The following is a 20,117-nucleotide window of genomic DNA, read 5'->3' as shown; positions in this document are numbered from 1 at the left end:
ATTTAAACATTAGCGAGTGATTTTATGGCTGTTATAAATAATAAAAACTATCAAAAAGTTGTAGAAAAAGTTTTATCTTCTTCTAAAGCTAATAAAGTACTAAAGAGTGCAATTCAGGACTTATCATCTTCAAAGAGTATAAGCTTAAGAACGATATTACTCGGAGCAAGATTTATTTTAACTAATCCTGTAAATACTTATAATCTTGTTAAGCTTGCTAACTCTTCTAAGATATATCTTGATCCGGAATTTCAAAAATCACTTCTTAAAAAATCTCCAATATGGGAATTTTTAAAAAAACATTCGGGTGATTTGCCTAAAATAGGTCAAATCTTAGCAAATGCGGGCTTTAGAGAATTTCAAGATAAGAGTGCTTTAGATGCAAAGGGACTCGAAATACTAAAAGAATGTTTTAAAAATGAACAAGTACTTAAAAAACTTCAAGAAATTGCAGTTGAAGTAAAGCAAGAGCTACCGGACTGGAATAAAGTGACTTCTAGAACTTTAGATATGCTGGTTACCGATAAAAACTTCCAAAAATTCTTTAACGAAAAGAGTGAAGATATTACGAAATACATACGTACAGGAGCAACTGAAATACTTCCAAGCGATTATATAAAAACTTTTGATGATATATTACAAAAACCCGAAAAGAAAAATTTATTAAAAATATTTAATGAACATCCTGATTTTAAGCAAGAACTGGCTAAAAATATAAACAATCCTAATACTCTAAAAAGATTTAATAAGTTATCTCCTGAAAAACAAATAATTATTGAAAATTTCTTAGAAGAAGCAAAAGAACAAGCTAAACCTTTCTTAAAAGAACATTTTGAAACCTACAAAATTGATCTTAAAATTTTAGATATTATTCCTACTTTATTAAATAAAGTGCCTGAAACAAAAGAGATTTTTGATACTCTTAATGCTCCAAATCAAGGTGTAATGATATCTCTTGAGAAATCCTTAGAAATGGTAGCTGGTGATGATAAATTAAAAAGTTTTTTTGCTAATAATAAAACAATCTTACCAAATATTGTTTTAGGTATTATTGAAAATACTCCTAGCGTACAAAGCGTAACAAAAGAATATAATTTTGATAAACAAATGCTTAGTATTGTAGGCGAAGTTATGTCAAAACCGGAAGTTGCTCATGAGATTATTGCAGACTTAAATAAAGGCGATTATATGAGTTTAACCGGTAATATAATCTCCGCCCTTAATGATCCTTCATTTAAATTAAAAGATATATTAGTAGAGCAAAGTAAAGGAGGTCTATTTGATAATTTAATTACAGGAGTTTTAGAACAAGATGCAAAAAATAGCCAAACTATAAAACAACAACTTATAAATTATGGTCTGGAAGCGAATGATGTTACAAAGCTAACGAGCATAATGCCTATATTACTTGATCAATCTGAATCATTAAAAAAGGTTTTTCGAGCTTTTATTCAAGGTGATTATACGGGAATGGCAAAAGAGTTAATAGCTTTAACTAAAGACAATCCTGAAATTAAAAAATATTTAAACAATAATAGAGAAATATTTGCAAGTATTTTAGATAAAACTTTAGTAGAAATACCAGGTATAAATAACCTTGATAAGAAAGAATTATATAATTTACTTCCATCAATGTTAAACCATCCTAATGAATTAGTTAAAGTTATAGAAGAGGTTGAAAAAAGTAATTATCGTGAGGCTGCTAGTGCTATATATACTCTAGCTCAAAAAACAAATTATTTGGAAGGGCAATTGCCGAATATTATAAAAGCAGGTTTTAGCTATGCTACTGAAAAACTAAAAGACGTATTTAGTCCATCACAAGATTTTAAAGATAAAACTATAGATGCAATTACTCTTAGAAATAATTTACATAAAATACAAAATGGAAAATTCAGCTTAGAGGGAGCTATATTAGTAGGTGATTTATCTAATATCGACTTCTCAGGCGTATCATTAAAAAATGCAGATTTAACTAAAGTCACTTCTTTAAAAGATTGTAATTTTAAAAATATTAATTTAGCAGAGGCTAAATTACCTGATAATTTAATGCTACTTACTGATACTTACAATCTTGATAAGGCTATCCCTCCTTTAGTACCTAAACTAATTAAAGAACAACAAGCAAAATTAATTGATAAGGCAATTGATAAATTATTTTTACAAATACAAGCTGAAGGAAAAAGAAATGTACTTAGTAAAAAAATTTTTGCTCAACAAGTAAAAAGATTATATGAAGAAAATCAAACGATTAAAGACTATATTATAGAAAAACTAAATTCACTACCTATGAATATGGTTACTAACCTAGCTACTCCTAGAACAAATCAATATAAACATATTACAAATCATGTAAATTCTCCATTACAAATATTGAACCCTTTATATGAAAATATTGTAAATAAACAAAATATTAAGAGTAATTTATTGGCAAATATTTTAAGCGAGAAAATATCACAAAAACTTTTTGATAAAGGTGATAATAGAGGTGAAGATTTTTACATGATAAATCAGATGCTAAAACCTATCGTTTCTGAATATTCTAAAGAAAATCCTGATAATATAAATAATTTTTTAGAGCCAAAAAATCTAGAAAAGTTAGCAAGTAATATTGCCTCTACTTTATATTCTAAATCTAAATATACTGGGGTAGGCACTATTACCGGTGGAATTTATTTACCAAAAGAAATCTTCAATGAACAGTTAAAAGATAACTTTAAAAATGAGTTCGAAAATATTAATAAATTAAATGTTTTAAAAGAAGCAACAAATATAGTTTCAAATTTAGATAGTAAAGTGCATGTAGTAGATAATCACGATAAATCACATACTTACGCATCATTACCTACAAAAAGCAAACAAATACACAGATAACTCCATAAATCTTAGATCAAATTGATTTAATTACCATATTATGTAATATAAATTAAAATATTTAAGTAGTGCTTAATTTATTTCTTTGAATCAATTTTAAGATAATTTAATGTTTATGTAATTAAATATATTTCATTATTTTTACGGCAGTTACAAATTCCATTAAAGATATTAAATTAAAGAATTTTAATAAAACTGTTAAAAGGACATTATCTTCTACTGATGCAGAAAGGCATTGACAAGCTTTATTTATGACCTTGCATCTCCAAAGAAAAAATATTACCAGTTAGTATAGGAGCATTATTAAAAGGTGCGAAGTTTGCCTTCACTAATCCCGTAAATAGTTATAATCTTGTTAAACTTGCAAGCTCCTCTGATAGATTCAAAGTTTCAAAAATCTGTTCTTAAAAAATCCGAAATATAGGATTTTCTAAAAAAGCATGCCGATGATTTACCAAAAATAGGACAAATCTTAGCAAAAGCAGGTTTTAGAGAATTTCAAGATAAGAGTGCTTTAGATGAAAAGGGACTCGAAATACTAAAAGAATGTTTTAAAAATGATGCTTTACTTAAAAGCCTTCAAGAAATTGCACTTGAGATAAAGCAAGAAGTACCGGACTATAATAAAGTAACTGCTAAAACATTAGGAATGTTATCCACGGATAAAAATTGCTGAAAATTTTTTAATGAAAAAGGTAACGATATTGCGAATTACATAACTGAAATACTTCCAAGCGACTATATCAAAGCTTTTGATATTACAAAAACCTCAAAGTAAATGACACATATGCAAAAGTTATAAAAATATTTAATGAACATCCTGAGTTTAAACAAGATCTGGCTGAAAATATAAACAATCTTAATGCTCTAAAAAGGTTTAATAAATTATCTCCTGAAAAATAAATAATTATAGAAGGTTTCTTAATAGAAACTAAAGAACAAGCTAAACCTTTCTTAAAAGAATATTTTGAAAGCTATAAAGTTGATGTAGATACTATTCCTACTTATATTAAATAAAATGCCTGAAACAACAGAGATTTTTGATACTCTGAATGCAAATCAAGGAGTAATGGTGGCTCGCGAGAAATCTTTAGAAATGGTAGCGGGTGACGATAAATTAAAAAGTTTTTTTGCTGATAATAAAACAGTCTTACCAGATATTGCCGCAGCTATTATTGAAAATACTCCGAATATACAAAGCATAACGCAAGAATATAATTTCGATAAACAAATGCTTAGTATAGTAGGTGAAGTTATGTCCAAACCGGAAATTGCACATGCTATTATTACAGATATAAATAAAGGCGATGATATGACCGTAACAAGCCGTGTAATTACTGCTTTTAACGAACCTTCATTTAAGTTAAAATATATTAGTAGAGCAAAGTAAAGAGGGTTTATTCGATAATTTAATTAAAGGCATTTTAGAGCAAAATGAAAAAAAATAGCCACACTATAAACAGCAGCTTGAAAATTATGGACTAGAAACAAAAGATACTACAAAACTTACGAATGTAATGCCTATATTACTTGATAATCCTGAATAATTAAAAAAGGTTTTTGATGGATTTGTTAAAGGTGATTATACGGGAATAGCTAAAGAATTGGTAATGTTAACTAAAGATAATCCCGAGATCAAAAAATATTTAAACGATAATAAGGAAATATTTACAGGTATTTTAGATAAGATGTACCCGGTATAAATAAGCTCGATAAGAAAGAATTATATAGTATACTAACACCTATGCTCAATCAACCGGATAAGCTGATTCCAATCTTAGAAAATATTGAAAATAAAAAATATATTAATGTTGCTACTAGTATAGGTAGTTTAGTTTGGAAAGAAGGACAAGCACTGAATATTATTAAACAAATACTAAATGTTGTTAAAGCAGGAGTTGGTTATTTTAATCAAAAATCTGATAAGAAACCAGAATTAGAAAATAAAGTTCCGGCTGATGTATTAAAGAAGCACAAAGTATCGTCTCAAATTTAAATAGTAAGCTTAATATTGTAGGACCTAAGACAAATACACTTTCCATTACTCCTATTTCCAATAATAAAAAGAAAGAAGCAATACGTAGATAAGCTATATAATTTTAAAAGGGTTTTTTAAAGTTTGAGTAAATTCTTCTTGGTTAGCATATTCCAATGTGATTTTATCTTGTATCTGATTTTTAAACCAAGTAACTTGTCTTTTAGCATACTGACGGGTTCGTATTTGAGCTGCATTTAAAGCCTCATCTAAAGTGAGATTGCCGTTTAAATAAGCTAAAATTTCTTTTATCCCTACAGCTTTCAAATTCGTATAATCTTTAGGAGCAAATTGCTTTTTTATTAAAGCTATTTCGTCAATTGCCCCTTCTTTAAATATCTTATCTAAACGCTCATCACATGTTTTATATAAAAACTTTCGCTCAGGATTTAAGAAAATAATTTTGAAATTAAAATCAGATAAGATTTGTTCTTTTGGCAAAGTTTGAAAAGAAAAAATAGATTTACCGGTTTGCATGAATACTTCATAAGCTCTAATTAAACGCTGAGTATCATTTTGGTTTATTTTAGAAGCAGCAAGCGGGTCAAACTTCTCTAATTTACTCCATAATTCTATATTGCCTATTTTAACATGTAAATTTCTTACCTGTTCTTGTAAATCTGCTGATATATCAGGAATATTATTATAGCCAAAAACTAAAGAATTAATATATAAACCCGTTCCACCTATTAATATAGGTAGCTTACCCCTGTCGGTTATTTCTTTTATTTTTTCTGTCGCAAGTTTTAGATATTTTATTACCGAGAAATCTTCTGTCATTGATAAGAAGTTATATAAGTGATACAAGATTTCAGTTTTGTAGCTTTTCGGAGGGGAGGCGGTAATAATAGGAATTTCCTTATAAACCTGCATTGAGTCGATATTAATGATTTCGCCGTTATAAGCTTTAGCCAGTTCATGACCTAAATAAGACTTCCCGCTAGCAGTCGGCCCGCATAATATAATTATACTCTTCTGCTTTGAAGAATTGTTTCTGCAACACTTCGGATCACCTATTAAATATAGGCTGTGCGTACTCGCTCCTCGTTTTACATTCCCATGCTCCAAATCATTTGAGTATATTTCTTTCTTTGTCACTTGTTTAACTAATAAATACAAACTTGTATCGTCATTGCAAGCCAGCATTTATGCTGGCGTGGCAAGCTCAGGAGTTTTTTTATATTATCTTATGAGATTGCCGCGTCGTTGCTAACGCAACTCCTAGCAATGACGGAAAAACCTATCCATGTAACAACGCCTAGCAGGAATGACCTCATACCCTTAAACGGTTTCATTAGTATTTCCTAAAGTGTCAGTATTAGCATTACTATCTGCTGGTCCACTCAATGTTATTGTACCAAGTTTGTTGTCATAACTAATAGTTGGACCACTAAATAAGCCCGCATCACTGTAGTCAATGGTCAGACTATTTAAACCGTTAGATGCGGCTACGTCACTGTTAAGAGGATTATCAGTAGGCTCAAGGTCTTTATGTTTTATTACTAATGGTGCCTCAATGTTAATATTTAATGTATTTACACCTATTGGCGTTATTGTAACTAATTTAGTATCAACAAATGAGTGATTGATATTTGAGATTTTTAACATATTATTTTTCTTTATATTAATTTAATGTAAGAAAAATATATAAAATAATATTTTAGAAAGCAATAATGTTTTAATAATTAATTAATAACCCGTATTTTTCAAGATATTTATTAATTATAGTGATTATTTCCTCTAAACCATTCTTACTATCTGATTCAGCCCTTGCAACTATAATAGATTCAGTATTAGAGCTACGCAAGAGCCACCAACCATGTGCAGTATTTACTCGTACACCGTCTATATCATTAAACTCTATTTTCTCTTCTAATGATTTTTCTTTAATCTCTTTAATAATTTGTAATTTTAACTCTGAAGGAACAAAAATTTTAATTTCCGGTGTACTATAGCTTTTCGGTACATCCTCTATTATCTCATCTAGAGTTTTACTTGCTCTACTAAGTAAATCTAAAAATCTAAGAGCTGCATAAATTGCATCGTCAAAACCAAAATATTTATCGGCAAAGAATATATGCCCGCTCATTTCGCCAGCGAGTAAAGCCTTTGTCTCAAGCATTTTGCTTTTAATAAAAGGATGACCTGTTCGCCATATTATAGGATGTCCTCCATATGATTTTATTTTAGCAACTATAAATTGGCTGACTTTTACATCAACTATTATAGTTGCGTTTGGATTTTCCTTTAAAATATCCTCAGCAAAAATGCATAAAATTTGATCACCTAATAATATTTTACCGCTTGAGCTTATAATGCCGATTCTATCACCGTCACCGTCAAAAGCTATACCAAGGTCACAATCTTGTTCTTTAACCACTTTTATTAACTCCTGCAAATTAGCAGGATTTGTAGGATCAGGATGATGGCTTGGAAAATTCCCGTCAATCTTACTATGTATGATTATATTCTTGTTTGAGAGATGATTTTTAAGTTCTTCAACAATATCGCCAGTTGCTCCATTGCCGCAATCCCAAGCCACTTTTAATTTTGGATTAATGTTTATTCCATCTAAAATACGTTTTAGGTATTTAGATTGTATATTATGGATTCCTGCTTTCGCAGGAATGACATAAGGGGATGCTGGTGTGGTATTGGAGTAGTAATCCAAAATCTTAGTCAATAACTCCTGTATCTGATCACCGAAAAAAGGTTTACCGTTTTGTAGTATTTTAAAGCCGTTATCGTCACGAGGATTGTGTGACCCCGTGACCATAATACTACCGGCGGGCGTAAAGTGTTTATCGGCAAAATATAAAACTGGTGTTGGAACTACGCCAATATTTATGATTTCAGCCCCTGCATTAGTTAATCCTAGTTCTAAAGCTTTACAAAGGGTAGGGGAGCTAAGCCGACCGTCTAAACCGACACAGATTGTATCGTTATCTTTCGTTATAGTCATCTCGGCAAAACCAAAGCCGATTTTATAAGCTACTTCTTCCGTTAAATCTTTAAGGCTATTGCCTCTTATATCATAAGCCCTAAAAATTTCTTTGTTAATTTGCATAGAAAACTGTTTTGAATATTATTACATGGCTCTTATGTCATTCCTACAAAAGAGCCTTGTTGCATGGCTCGGAAAACCTACTCAATGTTATCCCCGCGTAGGCGGGAATGACATAAAACAATCCATGCAACAACACCTGCAAGTCGCTCGCAATGACGAATTTGCATAGTCTAGAAACTAAAGCTCTCACCTAAATACACTTCCTTAACTTTCTTGCTATTTGCTATTTCCTTAGCACTTCCTTCTAATAATACTTTACCTTCAAAAATAACATAAGCACGGTCGACTATATCTAGAGTATCACGTACATTATGGTCGGTAATTAATATACCTATATTAAATTCACGTAAATAAGTAATTAGATTTTTAATATCGGAAATAGCAAGCGGGTCAATACCGGCAAGTGGTTCATCAAGCATGATAAATTTAGGCTCTATTGCAAGTGCACGTGCAATCTCAAGCCTACGCCTTTCACCGCCTGATAAGCTAGCAGCGGATAAATCTTTTAAATGAACTATCGAAAACTTCTCTAACAAATTATGGGTTTTTTGTTCAATTACTTCTTTATCATTGTTAGATATCTCAACTACAGCCTTAATATTATCTTCAACCGACAATTCCCGAAATATCGAAGGTTCTTGAAGAAGATAACCGAGTCCAAGCCTTGCTCGTAAATAAATAGGCAAGTTGGTAATATTTATATCATTTAAAAGTAATTGCCCTGAGTCCAGTTTCATTAAACCGATAATAATGTTAAAGCAAGTTGTTTTACCGGCTCCATTCGGACCGAATAAACCAACTATCTCTCCTTGTTTTATATTCAGAGATATATCAGTTAATATATTCCTTTTTTTGTAGGATTTTGATATATTTTTAACGTGTAAGCTGTCCATCTTTTTTATTTGTTAAGATTTTGTTGCGTGGATTAATTTTCAACGTCATTGCAAGAAAATTACGTAAGTAATTGACGAAGCAATCCAGTTAAAAATATTAATCTTTAGCATTTTTTTAATTATTTTCTGGGATTGTCACACTTCTTGCAATCGCTTGCTGCAATGACGTACCAACGGTAAATAGCTCTATTTTTTAATAATATCTACATAGTAGATTAGTTTATTAGTTTTTAAAACATTATCGTCACGCTGTAATATTACATTACCAAGTAGAATAAGTTGTTTATTATCGCAAAAATATTTAGCACTATCTGCAAGTAATAATTCATTATTTATTTTTCTTTCTACAGTCAATTTAGTAGGGACAACTATATGATCAATAGTTTGCTTTTCATCTATTGTTTTATAAAAAATATGTAATTCTTTCGTTCTAAGTATCGCATTATCGAAGTAAACAATAACATTTCCAAGATATGCTGCTTTTTGTTTGGTTCTATCAATAATTAAACTATCAGATGTGATATGTAAATTTGAAATATTTTTATCATTAGCATATATTATAGTACTAATTATAAGAAGTAAAACAAGTTTAATAATAGACATCTTTCCAAACTTCGCTGCTAGAGGTAATTTAGACGTCGAATCGGTACTCGTATCCTCAAGTACTTCTTTGTACGCTGCGGTGCTACATTCTATGTCTCCTTTAAATTCCTCTCTATAAGCTGGTTTGGCAAGATGTCTAATCCGATAAATCGATGATTGTAGAGACATTGCCTTTAAAAATTATAATATTATTTTCATCTTGTGTATTAAAACTATCCGAAGTAATTGAAGAGTTTTTGTAAAGTAACTTAGCAGGGGAATGACCGGTTATATTCTTATTTACTAAATCAATCCTTGCATCGTTAGTGTTAAATATGATCTCATCAAAAAAAAGTTTTACATCGTTTTTTAAATCTAATATGCTTGATTCTTCATCTAAAAAGCCTTCTTTCGCATTGATAATAAGAGTTTGGTCTTGATTTACGTTGTAAATAGCATTTATTATATATAGTTTATATTTGTTATTCGACTCTTTTATAGCTCGTTCAGTTTTAATCTTATACGCATTTAAATTTTTATTTACTCCTTCAAAAATTGAATCTTTCAATATAATATTATACTTTAAATCAAAATTTTTATTGTCTTTTAAACTTTTTTTTACGTTAATATCGTTTTTTTCATTAATATAACCGCTTTTAATTAATATATACCCTATATATAAAATTCCAACTGTTATTAAAAGATATACAGATTTCCAAATTTTTTTTCGCAGTTTATAAGAAGAGGGCATAGATTTTAGCTAACCCCTATGCGTAGTAAATCATGAATATGAATAATGCCTATAATAATATTATCATCAACAATCGGTATATTAGTGATATTCTTGGCTTTCATTAAATTTAACGCCTCTTTTGCAAATATTTCCGATGAGATATGAATAGGGTTTTTGGTCATAATGCTTGATGCTGTTTTTAAGTGAATTTGATCGTTAATATGACGACGTAAATCCCCATCGGTTATAATTCCCACCAAATTTTGGTTTTTATCTGTTACAAGCGTACAACCTAAACGTTTTTTATTCATAATAATTATAGTTTTGGCAAAGGAAGTATCTTCATATACTAAAGGTATTTCATCACCGCTACGCATTAGGTTTTTAATTTTTGTTAAATTAGCGCCGATTGTACCTCCCGGATGATAAATTTTAAAATCATCTTTAGTAAAGCCTCGTTTTTCATGTATAACAGTCATTAAAGCATCACCAAGTGATAGCATGATTAAAGATGATATAGTAGGAACTCCAATTACAGAAGCTTCTGGGTATTCAGGTACTATTAATAAAAAATCGCTTCTTTTAGCTAAAGTAGAATTTTTATTCATTGTCATTGCAGCAATTTTTATGGAAGAGTTCTTGCAATATTCAATTATATTAAATAGTTCTTTAGTTTCGCCGGAATTAGATAACATAATTACTAGATCATTTCTCGTCACCATACCTAAATCGCCGTGACTTGCTTCTGCCGGATGTAAATAAAAAGCAGGCATACCGGTTGAAGAAAAGCTAGCAGCTATTTTTCTTGCAATATAACCGCTTTTGCCTATGCCGGTTAGGATTATCCGTCCTTTGAAAGATAGTAAAAATTCTATAATTCTGTTAAAGTCTTCAGGGATATTTTCGGATAATTTTTCTAAAGCACTTGCTTCACTAGAAATAACCCTCTTTGCGATAATTCGGTAATTATTTGTGTTGGTCATTTATTTACTCATTGTCATACCGTGGCTTGTCCACGGTATCCAGCAAATTATTAGTATTATGAGCTATTTTTGTGGATACCCGAACCGTCATTGCGAGCAGCCGTAGGCTACACGGCAATCTCATGAAATAATAACAAACTCCTGAGATTGCTTCGTCAATTACTTCGTAACTTCCTCGCAATGACGATTAAGCTTCATATCAATTAAAATACTTACGTTCTGTAATTACTCCAGCAGTTTCAGCATTATTATCTTCATTCCAAGCTCGTTTTTTACTAGAATCACGTCGCTGCTCAGGTTCTGAATTGTCCTTAGTATTATTAACATTGGTTTTTGGCTTTGTATTATTTGAAGATTTATCTTTATCGGCATTTTTAATAGTTAATTTTGCTTTGCCTTTATTATCAAAGCCTATTAGCTTAACTTTTACTATATCGCCTTGTTTTAAAACACTGCTAACCGTTTCTATTCTTTCTCCTGATACTTCACTAATATGAACAAAGCCGTCTTTATTACCTACATAATTAATAAAAGCACCGGAATCTAAGACTTTCACTACCGTACCGTTAAATATTTCACCGATTTCAGGTTCAACGACAATAGCTTTAATTTTATCTAAGGCAACTTTTAGCTTATCTCTATCTGAAGCATAAACAGACACCGTACCGTCATCGCTTATATCTATTTTAGCACCGCTAGTTTCACAAATTTCCTTTATTACTTTACCGCCCGGTCCTATAATATCTCTAATTTTATCCTTATCTATTTTTATAGTAGTAGTAGAAGGAGCATTTTTACTGAGTTCGTTATTTGGTTTACTGATAACTTTATTCATTTGCTCCAGTATATGCAAACGACCGAGTCGTGCTTGCTCTAAAGCTACTTTCATTATTTTAAAGTCTACTCCGGATATTTTGATATCCATTTGTAATGCAGTCATCCCTTCGCTAGTTCCTGCAACTTTAAAGTCCATATCACCGAAATAATCTTCATCGCCGAGAATATCCGATAATACGGCAAAATTTTTACCTTCCTTAACAAGTCCCATAGCAATACCCGCAACCGGTGCTTTTATCGGTACGCCGGCATACATTAAAGCAAGAGAACTACCGCAAACAGTTGCCATTGAAGAAGAACCGTTAGATTCCGTAGTTTCGGCAACTACTCTAATAGAATAAGGAAATTGTGCTTTATTAGGTAATATTGGATTAATAGCACGCCATGCGAGTTTACCGTGTCCGACTTCACGACGACTAGGTGCTTTCATTGGCATTGCTTCATTTACAGAGTAGGGCGGAAAGATATAATTGAGCATAAAACGCTCTTTATACTCACCCTCTAAACTGTCAACTATCTGCTCATCTAAACTAGTACCGAATGTAGTACTAACTAAGCTTTGCGTTTCACCTCTAGTAAATAAAGCTGAACCATGTGCGGAAGGTAGTAAACCTATTTCACAAGCAATTTGCCTTATATCCGTGGTACTTCTTCCATCGATACGTCTATTTTTTTCTAAAATCTCGTTACGTAATATATCTGATTCAATAGCTTTTAAAGCTGATTCGATTTGATAATTACTATATTTTTTATTTTCTATGTCGCTTACAAAATGTGTAAGAACTTTTTCATGTATTAAATCTAAATTAGTGCTACGTTCTTGTTTAGATTTAATTGCAAAAGCTTGTTCAATTTCTTTTACAAATAACTTCTCAATTTCTTTCTTTAATGAAGCAGGATATAAAGCTTGCATTTCAAGTTTTGGTTTTTTAGCTTCTTCTGCTAGTTCTTTAATTATCTTTATTACCGGCTGAAAGCTTTCAAATCCAAATTTTACGGCTTCTAACATTTGTTCTTCAGAAAGTAAATGAGCTTCCGATTCAACCATCATTACTGAATCTGATGTTCCTGCAACTACTAAATCAAGCTGACTTGTTTTTAATAATGCAAGTGTCGGATTTAAAACAAATTCACCATTAATTAAACCTACTTTACTTGCCGCAACTATTTCTAGATAAGGAGCAGGGGATAGGCTAAGTGCAGCCGATGCACCGATAATTGCAAGTATATCTACCGGAGTTTCAGGATCATATGAAAGAACACTGCAAGTTACATGCGTTTCATTCACAAAAGCCGGATGAAATAATGGTCTAATCGGTCTATCTATTAAACGAGATACTACAACTTCTCTATCTGATGCTTTTCCCTCATGTTTAAAAAATCCCCCTGGTATCTTACCGGCAGCATATGCCATTTCTCTATAATTAATTGTTAAAGGAAGAAAACCTATGCCCTCTTTTGCTTTGTTAGCTACTACTGCCGTACATAATAAAACGGAATTACCCATTTTTACCGTAACTGCCCCGTCAGCTTGCCTTGCTATTTTACCTGTACTAAGCTCAAGAACTTGCCCGTTCCATGTAACACTCTTAGTTATTTCGTTAAACATCTATTTATCTCATGTCATAATTTATATTTTATTGTATTCTACCACGTCATTGCGAGGAAAATTACGAAGTAATTCGACGAAGCAATCTCAGGATATTTGACGAAATTGCCACGCATCCTACGGCTGCTCGCAATGACGATTATCCCACTACTTAATCTTTCTAATTCCTAGTTTACTTATTAAATCTAAATATTTGCTAACATTATTCTTTTTAATATAGTTAAGTAATCTGCGGCGGCGCCCAACTAAAATTAATAATCCGCGTCTTGAAGTATGATCTTTATGGTTAGATTTAAAATGCTCGGTTAAATTATTAATTCTTTCAGTTAAGATAGCACATTGCACTGCACTTGAACCGGTATCATTTTCCGTTATAGCATATTCTTTAATTAATTGTTGTTTACGTTCTGTAGTAATCGACATCGATAATTTCTCCTTAAATATATTATAGACTTCCAGTTTTAAAAGAAGTCTTGTGTTAAATTAAATACTCGTAAAGAATTAAAGCAACTCTTGTTTAAGCTACCTATTGCAAGCAAAGTGCCTTTATAGCGAACCCACAAAAGATCAACAGACATCTTGCCAAACTCTACTTCTAGAGGTAATTTGTACGTCAATCCGGTACTCGAATCCTCACGTACTAAAGTGTACGCTGTGGTGCTGCGTTCCGTGTTTCCTTTAAATTCCTCTCTATAAGCAAATTTGGCAAGATGTCTAAAGTCTTTTTCATAATTAAATAAACATTTCTGTCCATATTTAATTTGCTGTGCTTGGCTGTCAGTTGCATCAAGAACCAGGATGTCGTCCAGTATTGCTTCTATCTTTATACTTTTTTCCTCTAGGGCATTTTTGGTAATTTCGTCAGGCGATTTAATTCGGATAGCATTTTCTTCTTTAAATATTCCAACCTGAGTACGGCGTAATTCTATCACAAATCCTAAACTTTGCAAGGACAATGCCAAATCTTCTGCTAAAGTCCTTATATAAGTACCTTTTGAGCATTCCGTATAGTATGTAGCGGTAGCATTTTTCTCATCAAAATTTAAACATTTTAGATCATAAATAGTTATATTTCGTGGCTTTAATTCTACTTTTTTTTCCTCTCTAGCCAATTTATAAGCTCTTACACCGTTAACTTTAAGAGCTGAAAAAGCCGGCGGTATTTGTGTTACGTTACCGATAAATTTAGAACATACGGCATAAGCTTCTTCTTGAGAAGGGATACAATCTTTCGTTGCTATTACTTTACCGGCACAATCGCCGCTATTGGTTTGCATTCCGAATTTTACGGTAAAAATATAGGTTTTTCTAGCATCAATTAGCAGATGTATCAGTTTTGTAGCTTCACCTACGGCAAACGGTAATATTCCTTCCGCTTCTACGTCTAAAGTACCGGCATGTCCTATCTTGGTTTTACCAAGTATTTTTTTTACTATGCTAACAAGTTGAGCAGAACTTATACCTCTTGGTTTATAAATATTTAACCAATAATTACTCATTTTAATGTGATTTTAACTTGACTTAAATTTAGACAATCTTTAATATATAACTCTAGCCAATAGCAAGATAGGTTAGACCAAATAAAATGACGATTAACCCCAGTAATATAGAAAATTCTTCCTCTAAAATCAATAGCTATTTTTCTAAACTTACCGATTATATCTGGCCTATAAAACGCCATGAAGTTTCTAAATTTTTATTCATCACTTTATTAATGTTCTGTATTTTATTTATCCAAAATCTAATCAGAGCTTTAAAAGATAGTATTGTTACTACTATGATCGGTGCCGAGATTATCTCGTTTTTGAAGTTTTGGGGAGTGATGCCGTCAGCTTTTTTAATGACTGCTATATATGTAAAGCTTGTTAATAAGATGAAAGCAGAAAATATATTTTATCTTATTATATCAATATTTTTAACATTCTTTGCTCTTTTTGCTTACGTTATTTTTCCAAATCATGAAATGCTGCATTTCAGTCCTGTAACCGTTCAAAATTTAACTGCAAGTTTACCTAATTTAAAATGGTTTATATGGCTTTTATCAAAATGGAGTTTTTCGTTATTTTATATAATAGCCGAATTATGGCCAAACGTAGTTTTCGCATTACTTTTTTGGCAGTTTGTTAATAATATTACTACAGTAGAAGAATCTAAAAGATTTTATCCGTTATTCGGTTTACTTAGTCAAACAGGTATTTATTTAGCAGGGCAGTTTTTAGAAAATCTAAGTAATATTAATGATTACGTAACTAATAAATTTGCATTGCAATCGTCTTTTCATACACTTTCTATACAAATTATACTAACTATAGTATTAATTTTAGGAATAATAGCTATTAAAACTTTTTGGTTGCTTAATCATAAAGTACTAGACAAAGAGCATATGGCGTTACTCAGGTTTAAAGCAAAGAAAAAATCTATGACTATTGCCGAAAGTTTTCAGATGCTTCTATCGTCAAGACATATTAGATTAATTGCAACTTTGCTTATCTGCTATGGCATTGCCATTAATTTAGTAGAAGGTCCTTGGAAAGCAGCAGCTACTAAAATTTATAAAACTCCAACCGAATATGCAGCTTTTATAGGAAGTTATTTGAGCTATACCGGAGTATTTACTATTTTATTTGTCATACTTGGTTCAAATATAGTTAGAAGACTTGGCTGGTTTACGGCGGCTGTTATCACCCCTTTAATAGTTTTTATTACCGGTATATTATTTTTTGCCGTTAATAATTTTGAAAGATTTGCCGGCTTAATAATAGCAAATTTTATTCTAACCGATCCTGCTTTAATTGCTATAACAATAGGTGCTATTCAAAATGTGCTTAGTAAATCAAGCAAATATACCTTATTTGATTCAACAAAAGAAATGGCCTATGTTCCTTTAGATCCGGAAATAAAAATAAAAGGCAAAGCTGCTGCCGACGTGATAGGTACAAAACTCGGTAAATCTGGTAGTGCATTTTTACAATCATTGGTATTTATAATATTACCTTCCGCTAGTTATCAATCTATTTCCACCTGTTTAATGATTATATTTATAATTACTTGCTTAACCTGGCTTTGGGCAACTAAAGCACTCAATAAAGAATATAAAAATTCTATTAAATTTTCTCAATAATATTAGTTTTTTCTTGATATTACTAAAATCTCTATATACTATCTTTGACAGTATAACTCAAACTGTGAAAAAAGGATATGTTATGTCATTCCCGCGTAGGCAGGAATCCAGAAAAAAGCGAAATAAATCGAGCTTTTAATTTAAAAATCTAGTGTGCTTAGACTTTTGAGTGACTGGATACCCGCCTACGCGGGAATGACATAAGAGGGTAAAGATCAATGTAACAACATCGGCTTGACTACGCATCACTTACAGTTTATGCTAATTAATTTTTGGTTAAATGAGAGGTTTTATGAGTAAAGATGGTAACCTAGATACAAGTGAATTTGATCCTTTAGCAAATAAGGAATATACAGAAGAACAAGAGCAAAAAGAATTTTTATCTCACACTACAACCCCAGCACTAGAAGCTGATGATGGTTTTATCGTTACTTCTGCATCTTTTGCTCAATCTACCCCTTCAATGAGTGCTTTATCGGGCAATATCTCTCCTGACAGTCAGACATCAGACCCAATAACCAAGGCTGTAAGAGAAACAATTATACAACCGCAAAAAGATAATTTAATAGAACAAATATTAAAAGACCTGGCAGCCCTTACAGACCGTGATTTAGCTGAACAAAAAAGAAAAGAAATAGAAGAGGAAAAAGAAAAAGATAAAACATTAAGTACTTTTTTCGGTAATCCGGCTAATAGAGAATTTATTGATAAGGCTTTAGAAAATCCTGAACTTAAAAAGAAATTAGAATCAATAGAAATAGCCGGCTATAAAAATGTGCATAATACATTTAGCGCCGCTAGTGGATACCCTGGTGGATTTAAACCGGTACAGTGGGAAAATCACGTAAGTGCAAGCGATCTTAGAGCAACAGTAGTTAAAAATGATGCAGGTGATGAACTCTGTACCTTAAATGAAACAACTGTTAAAACTAAGCCTTTTACTTTAGCTAAACAAGACGGTACTCAGGTTCAGATCAGCTCATATAGGGAAATAGATTTTCCTATAAAACTTGATAAAGCCGATGGGTCAATGCATTTATCGATGGTAGCATTAAAAGCTGATGGCACAAAGCCCTCCAAAGATAAAGCCGTATATTTCACTGCCCACTACGAAGAAGGACCAAACGGTAAACCTCAACTTAAAGAAATAAGCTCACCAAAACCTTTAAAATTTGCCGGAACCGGAGATGACGCAATAGCTTATATAGAGCATGGTGGAGAAATTTATACACTTGCGGTAACACGCGGTAAATATAAAGAAATGATGAAGGAGGTAGAACTAAACCAAGGACAGAGCGTTGATTTATCGCAAGCTGAAGATATTATAATAGGACAAGGACAAAGTAAGGAACAACCGCTCATAACTCCACAGCAAACAACAAGTTCATCGGTTGAACCACCTCAGTATAAACAACAAGTACCGCCAATTACTCCTACTAACCAACCACTGCAACCTGAGACTTCACAAATGCTACAGTCGCAACAAGTGAATCCAAATCTTCTTAATACAGCTACGGCTTTATCAGGCAGCATGCAAGATTTATTAAATTATGTAAATGCAGGTTTAACAAAAGAAATTGATAGCAATAAACAAATTGATTTAATTAAAGAAGCAGCCACGGCAATTCTTAATAATGAGAAAAGTGATATTGCTGAAAAGCAGGCTAATATCATTGCTTTAGCTGAAAATACGGTCAATAATAAAAACCTCAAACCGGATGCAAAAGTAGCTGGAGTCAATGCAGTATTAGAAACCATAAAAAATGATCAGAATACCCCAAACCTAGAAAAATCAAAAATGCTTGAAGCTACAGTAGCTATCATTTTAAATTCAGAGAATCTTGAGCCGAATCAAAAACAGCAGATGTTAGAAAAGGCAGTAGATGTCGGTTTAAGTCTTAAAGATGATGCAAGTAGAGCTGTAACAATTGACGGTATTAAGGATGTTGTAATAAAAACTAACCTATTAAGCAATACGGAAAAACAAAAATTATTAGGTTCTGTATTAAAGAAAGGTGTAGAAGCCCAAGTTCTCAGTCCGGCACAACAACAATTGATGCAGCAGCATTTAGATAAGATTACGGCAGAACAAATTAAAAAAGATACAATAAAAAAAGTAAATGATATTTTGTTTGATCCTCTAAGTAATACTGAATTAAAAACAACAAACATACAAGCCATTACGTCTAATGTTTTAGATGGCCCGGCTACAGCAGAAGTCAAAGGCGAAATAATTCAAGAAATTACTAACACAGTTGCAGGAAGCTCGCTTGAAGCTCAAGACAAAGCAGCGATTATTAAAGGGATAGGCGAGACTATAGCTACTCATAGTGATACCTCTTTATCCTTACCTAATAAAGCACTTATTATGGCATCAGCGGAAAAAGGTATTGCAGAAAGTCAGACCAATTTACCTGATAGAGAGCTAATGACTAAAGGGTTAGTAGACGGTATTTATGAAGGCAAAGGAGGTCCTGAAATAACTAAGGCAGTTTCTAGCGGGATCGATAATAGTAATATTAATGACTCTGAGAAAGAGGCACTTAAAAAAGCTAAAGATGCAGCGAGTGAGGCAGCTTTAGATAGAGACACTCAAAATTTAACTGAAGGGTTAAAAGGACAGAATATAGAAGAACACAAGCCTCACGATGATATATATAACAAAGCTCGAGAAGTAATTAACGCTGTTAATCCTGTTATAGAAGCATTAGAAAAATCTAAAGAACCGGTAGTGTCGGCAGAAGAAAGAATTGTACACGAAACTTCTAGTATATTAAATAATATCTCTAAGCTTGCAGTTGAGAAAGTCAATAATTTTCGTGCTATGCTTTCTCCAAATGGTAACCTTAAAACTCTTGCAGAAAAAAAAGAGGAATCAATAAAAAAAGTAGATGAGCTGGTAAAGGCATTTGGTACTAAATCTTCTACTGAAGAACAGCAAAGTTTCATTAAAACTAATTTAATTGATGATAAAACTTTATCTAAAGAGGTACGTTTACAAACTATAGATAAGTTATTACAAGAACAAAAACGAGCAGAAGCAATTGAAAACCCTAGTGTTAAAACGGAAGATGTAAGGGTAGTATCAGGAAAGTCTAAATTAAAACCTATAAGTAAAGATAATCCAGATATTGAAAAAGCTAAAATGGTAGTAGGAAGAGATAGAGTTAATATCAAAGGGAATATAAAAATTATGGGAGCATTAATGAATGCAAGAGATATCATTCAGTCGGAAAATTTAAATAAATCAACACCTATTAAAAGAGAGTCTTCCCCTCCACAACGCTGATCAAGATTTGTATTCTGTATATTATCAAGGCAAGCAATGTTATTCCTGCTTCTGCGGGGATGACATAAATTATATCACAACGTAATCAGGATGG

General features: G+C 31.8%; 13 protein-coding genes and 1 pseudogene. 4 read left to right on the top strand and 10 right to left on the bottom strand.

Annotated features, from left to right (window positions below; genetic code table 11):
* The first annotated feature begins 24 nt into the window (after nucleotides 1-24).
* Both RSIB_RS05320 and RSIB_RS09515 read left to right on the top strand, forming a co-directional pair.
* Entirely contained in the window at nucleotides 25-2,874 is a 2,850-nt protein-coding gene (locus RSIB_RS05320; RefSeq protein ID WP_004995689.1) for a pentapeptide repeat-containing protein, read from the top strand.
* A 161-nt stretch (nucleotides 2,875-3,035) separates the two neighbouring features.
* Nucleotides 3,036-4,792, top strand: a pseudogene (locus RSIB_RS09515) (pentapeptide repeat-containing protein); the annotation flags it as partial.
* Between the two features lie 171 nt (nucleotides 4,793-4,963).
* Here RSIB_RS09515 and miaA read toward each other — a convergent pair.
* The 10 genes from miaA to truB form a co-directional block, all read right to left on the bottom strand.
* On the bottom strand, nucleotides 4,964-6,055 hold the full coding sequence (miaA, locus tag RSIB_RS05330) for a tRNA (adenosine(37)-N6)-dimethylallyltransferase MiaA (RefSeq protein ID WP_004995687.1): 1,092 nt from the start codon (nucleotides 6,053-6,055) through the stop codon (nucleotides 4,964-4,966).
* Nucleotides 6,056-6,190: 135 nt separating this feature from the next.
* Nucleotides 6,191-6,517: a hypothetical protein gene (locus RSIB_RS05515; RefSeq protein WP_016728192.1), complete on the bottom strand. Its 327-nt coding sequence runs from the start codon at nucleotides 6,515-6,517 to the stop codon at nucleotides 6,191-6,193.
* A gap of 70 nt (nucleotides 6,518-6,587) precedes the next feature.
* A complete protein-coding gene (locus RSIB_RS05335; RefSeq protein WP_004995686.1) occupies nucleotides 6,588-7,976 on the bottom strand; it encodes a phosphomannomutase/phosphoglucomutase in 1,389 nt (462 codons plus the stop codon).
* Nucleotides 7,977-8,146: 170 nt separating this feature from the next.
* Entirely contained in the window at nucleotides 8,147-8,869 is a 723-nt protein-coding gene (gene lptB, locus RSIB_RS05340; protein ID WP_004995684.1) for an LPS export ABC transporter ATP-binding protein, read from the bottom strand.
* A 186-nt stretch (nucleotides 8,870-9,055) separates the two neighbouring features.
* Nucleotides 9,056-9,472: an LptA/OstA family protein gene (locus RSIB_RS05345; RefSeq protein WP_410527971.1), complete on the bottom strand. Its 417-nt coding sequence runs from the start codon at nucleotides 9,470-9,472 to the stop codon at nucleotides 9,056-9,058.
* Nucleotides 9,473-9,608: 136 nt separating this feature from the next.
* Nucleotides 9,609-10,202, bottom strand: a complete 594-nt coding sequence (lptC, locus tag RSIB_RS05350) for an LPS export ABC transporter periplasmic protein LptC (RefSeq protein ID WP_004995681.1) — start codon at nucleotides 10,200-10,202, stop codon at nucleotides 9,609-9,611.
* A 5-nt stretch (nucleotides 10,203-10,207) separates the two neighbouring features.
* On the bottom strand, nucleotides 10,208-11,167 hold the full coding sequence (locus RSIB_RS05355) for a KpsF/GutQ family sugar-phosphate isomerase (RefSeq protein ID WP_004995680.1): 960 nt from the start codon (nucleotides 11,165-11,167) through the stop codon (nucleotides 10,208-10,210).
* 199 nt (nucleotides 11,168-11,366) lie between these two features.
* The gene (gene pnp, locus RSIB_RS05360; RefSeq protein ID WP_004995679.1) at nucleotides 11,367-13,613 is read right to left on the bottom strand and encodes a polyribonucleotide nucleotidyltransferase; all 2,247 of its coding nucleotides are present in this window, start codon (nucleotides 13,611-13,613) and stop codon (nucleotides 11,367-11,369) included.
* A 147-nt stretch (nucleotides 13,614-13,760) separates the two neighbouring features.
* Complete coding sequence (rpsO, locus tag RSIB_RS05365) at nucleotides 13,761-14,036, bottom strand: 30S ribosomal protein S15 (protein WP_004995678.1); 276 nt, start codon at nucleotides 14,034-14,036, stop codon at nucleotides 13,761-13,763.
* 38 nt (nucleotides 14,037-14,074) lie between these two features.
* On the bottom strand, nucleotides 14,075-15,112 hold the full coding sequence (gene truB / locus RSIB_RS05370; RefSeq protein WP_004995672.1) for a tRNA pseudouridine(55) synthase TruB: 1,038 nt from the start codon (nucleotides 15,110-15,112) through the stop codon (nucleotides 14,075-14,077).
* A gap of 86 nt (nucleotides 15,113-15,198) precedes the next feature.
* Between truB and tlc4 the strand changes: the two genes are divergently transcribed.
* Nucleotides 15,199-16,734 carry an NTP/NDP exchange transporter Tlc4 gene (gene tlc4 / locus RSIB_RS05375; protein WP_004995670.1) on the top strand — a complete coding sequence of 512 codons (1,536 nt, stop codon included), beginning with the start codon at nucleotides 15,199-15,201 and terminating at the stop codon, nucleotides 16,732-16,734.
* A 280-nt stretch (nucleotides 16,735-17,014) separates the two neighbouring features.
* Nucleotides 17,015-20,023, top strand: coding sequence for a Sca4 family spreading effector (locus RSIB_RS05380; protein WP_081440434.1), 3,009 nt, complete (start codon nucleotides 17,015-17,017; stop codon nucleotides 20,021-20,023).
* Nucleotides 20,024-20,117: the final 94 nt, after the last annotated feature.

The sequence above is a fragment of the Rickettsia sibirica 246 genome, from assembly GCF_000166935.1.
GTDB lineage: Bacteria > Pseudomonadota > Alphaproteobacteria > Rickettsiales > Rickettsiaceae > Rickettsia > Rickettsia rickettsii.
The sequence above is the reverse complement of the archived record's forward strand: the minus strand, read 5'-3'. Positions and strand labels throughout refer to the sequence as shown.

What these genes read in the sequence shown, in the direction of transcription:
- RSIB_RS05320 (WP_004995689.1), top strand. Translation starts at nt 25, where the DNA reads ATGGCTGTTATAAATAATAAAAACTATCAAAAAGTTGTAGAAAAAGTT.
- miaA (WP_004995687.1), bottom strand. Translation starts at nt 6,055, where the DNA reads ATGCTGGCTTGCAATGACGATACAAGTTTGTATTTATTAGTTAAACAA.
- RSIB_RS05515 (WP_016728192.1), bottom strand. Translation starts at nt 6,517, where the DNA reads ATGTTAAAAATCTCAAATATCAATCACTCATTTGTTGATACTAAATTA.
- RSIB_RS05335 (WP_004995686.1), bottom strand. Translation starts at nt 7,976, where the DNA reads ATGCAAATTAACAAAGAAATTTTTAGGGCTTATGATATAAGAGGCAAT.
- lptB (WP_004995684.1), bottom strand. Translation starts at nt 8,869, where the DNA reads ATGGACAGCTTACACGTTAAAAATATATCAAAATCCTACAAAAAAAGG.
- RSIB_RS05345 (WP_410527971.1), bottom strand. Translation starts at nt 9,472, where the DNA reads ATGTCTATTATTAAACTTGTTTTACTTCTTATAATTAGTACTATAATA.
- lptC (WP_004995681.1), bottom strand. Translation starts at nt 10,202, where the DNA reads ATGCCCTCTTCTTATAAACTGCGAAAAAAAATTTGGAAATCTGTATAT.
- RSIB_RS05355 (WP_004995680.1), bottom strand. Translation starts at nt 11,167, where the DNA reads ATGACCAACACAAATAATTACCGAATTATCGCAAAGAGGGTTATTTCT.
- pnp (WP_004995679.1), bottom strand. Translation starts at nt 13,613, where the DNA reads ATGTTTAACGAAATAACTAAGAGTGTTACATGGAACGGGCAAGTTCTT.
- rpsO (WP_004995678.1), bottom strand. Translation starts at nt 14,036, where the DNA reads ATGTCGATTACTACAGAACGTAAACAACAATTAATTAAAGAATATGCT.
- truB (WP_004995672.1), bottom strand. Translation starts at nt 15,112, where the DNA reads ATGAGTAATTATTGGTTAAATATTTATAAACCAAGAGGTATAAGTTCT.
- tlc4 (WP_004995670.1), top strand. Translation starts at nt 15,199, where the DNA reads ATGACGATTAACCCCAGTAATATAGAAAATTCTTCCTCTAAAATCAAT.
- RSIB_RS05380 (WP_081440434.1), top strand. Translation starts at nt 17,015, where the DNA reads ATGAGAGGTTTTATGAGTAAAGATGGTAACCTAGATACAAGTGAATTT.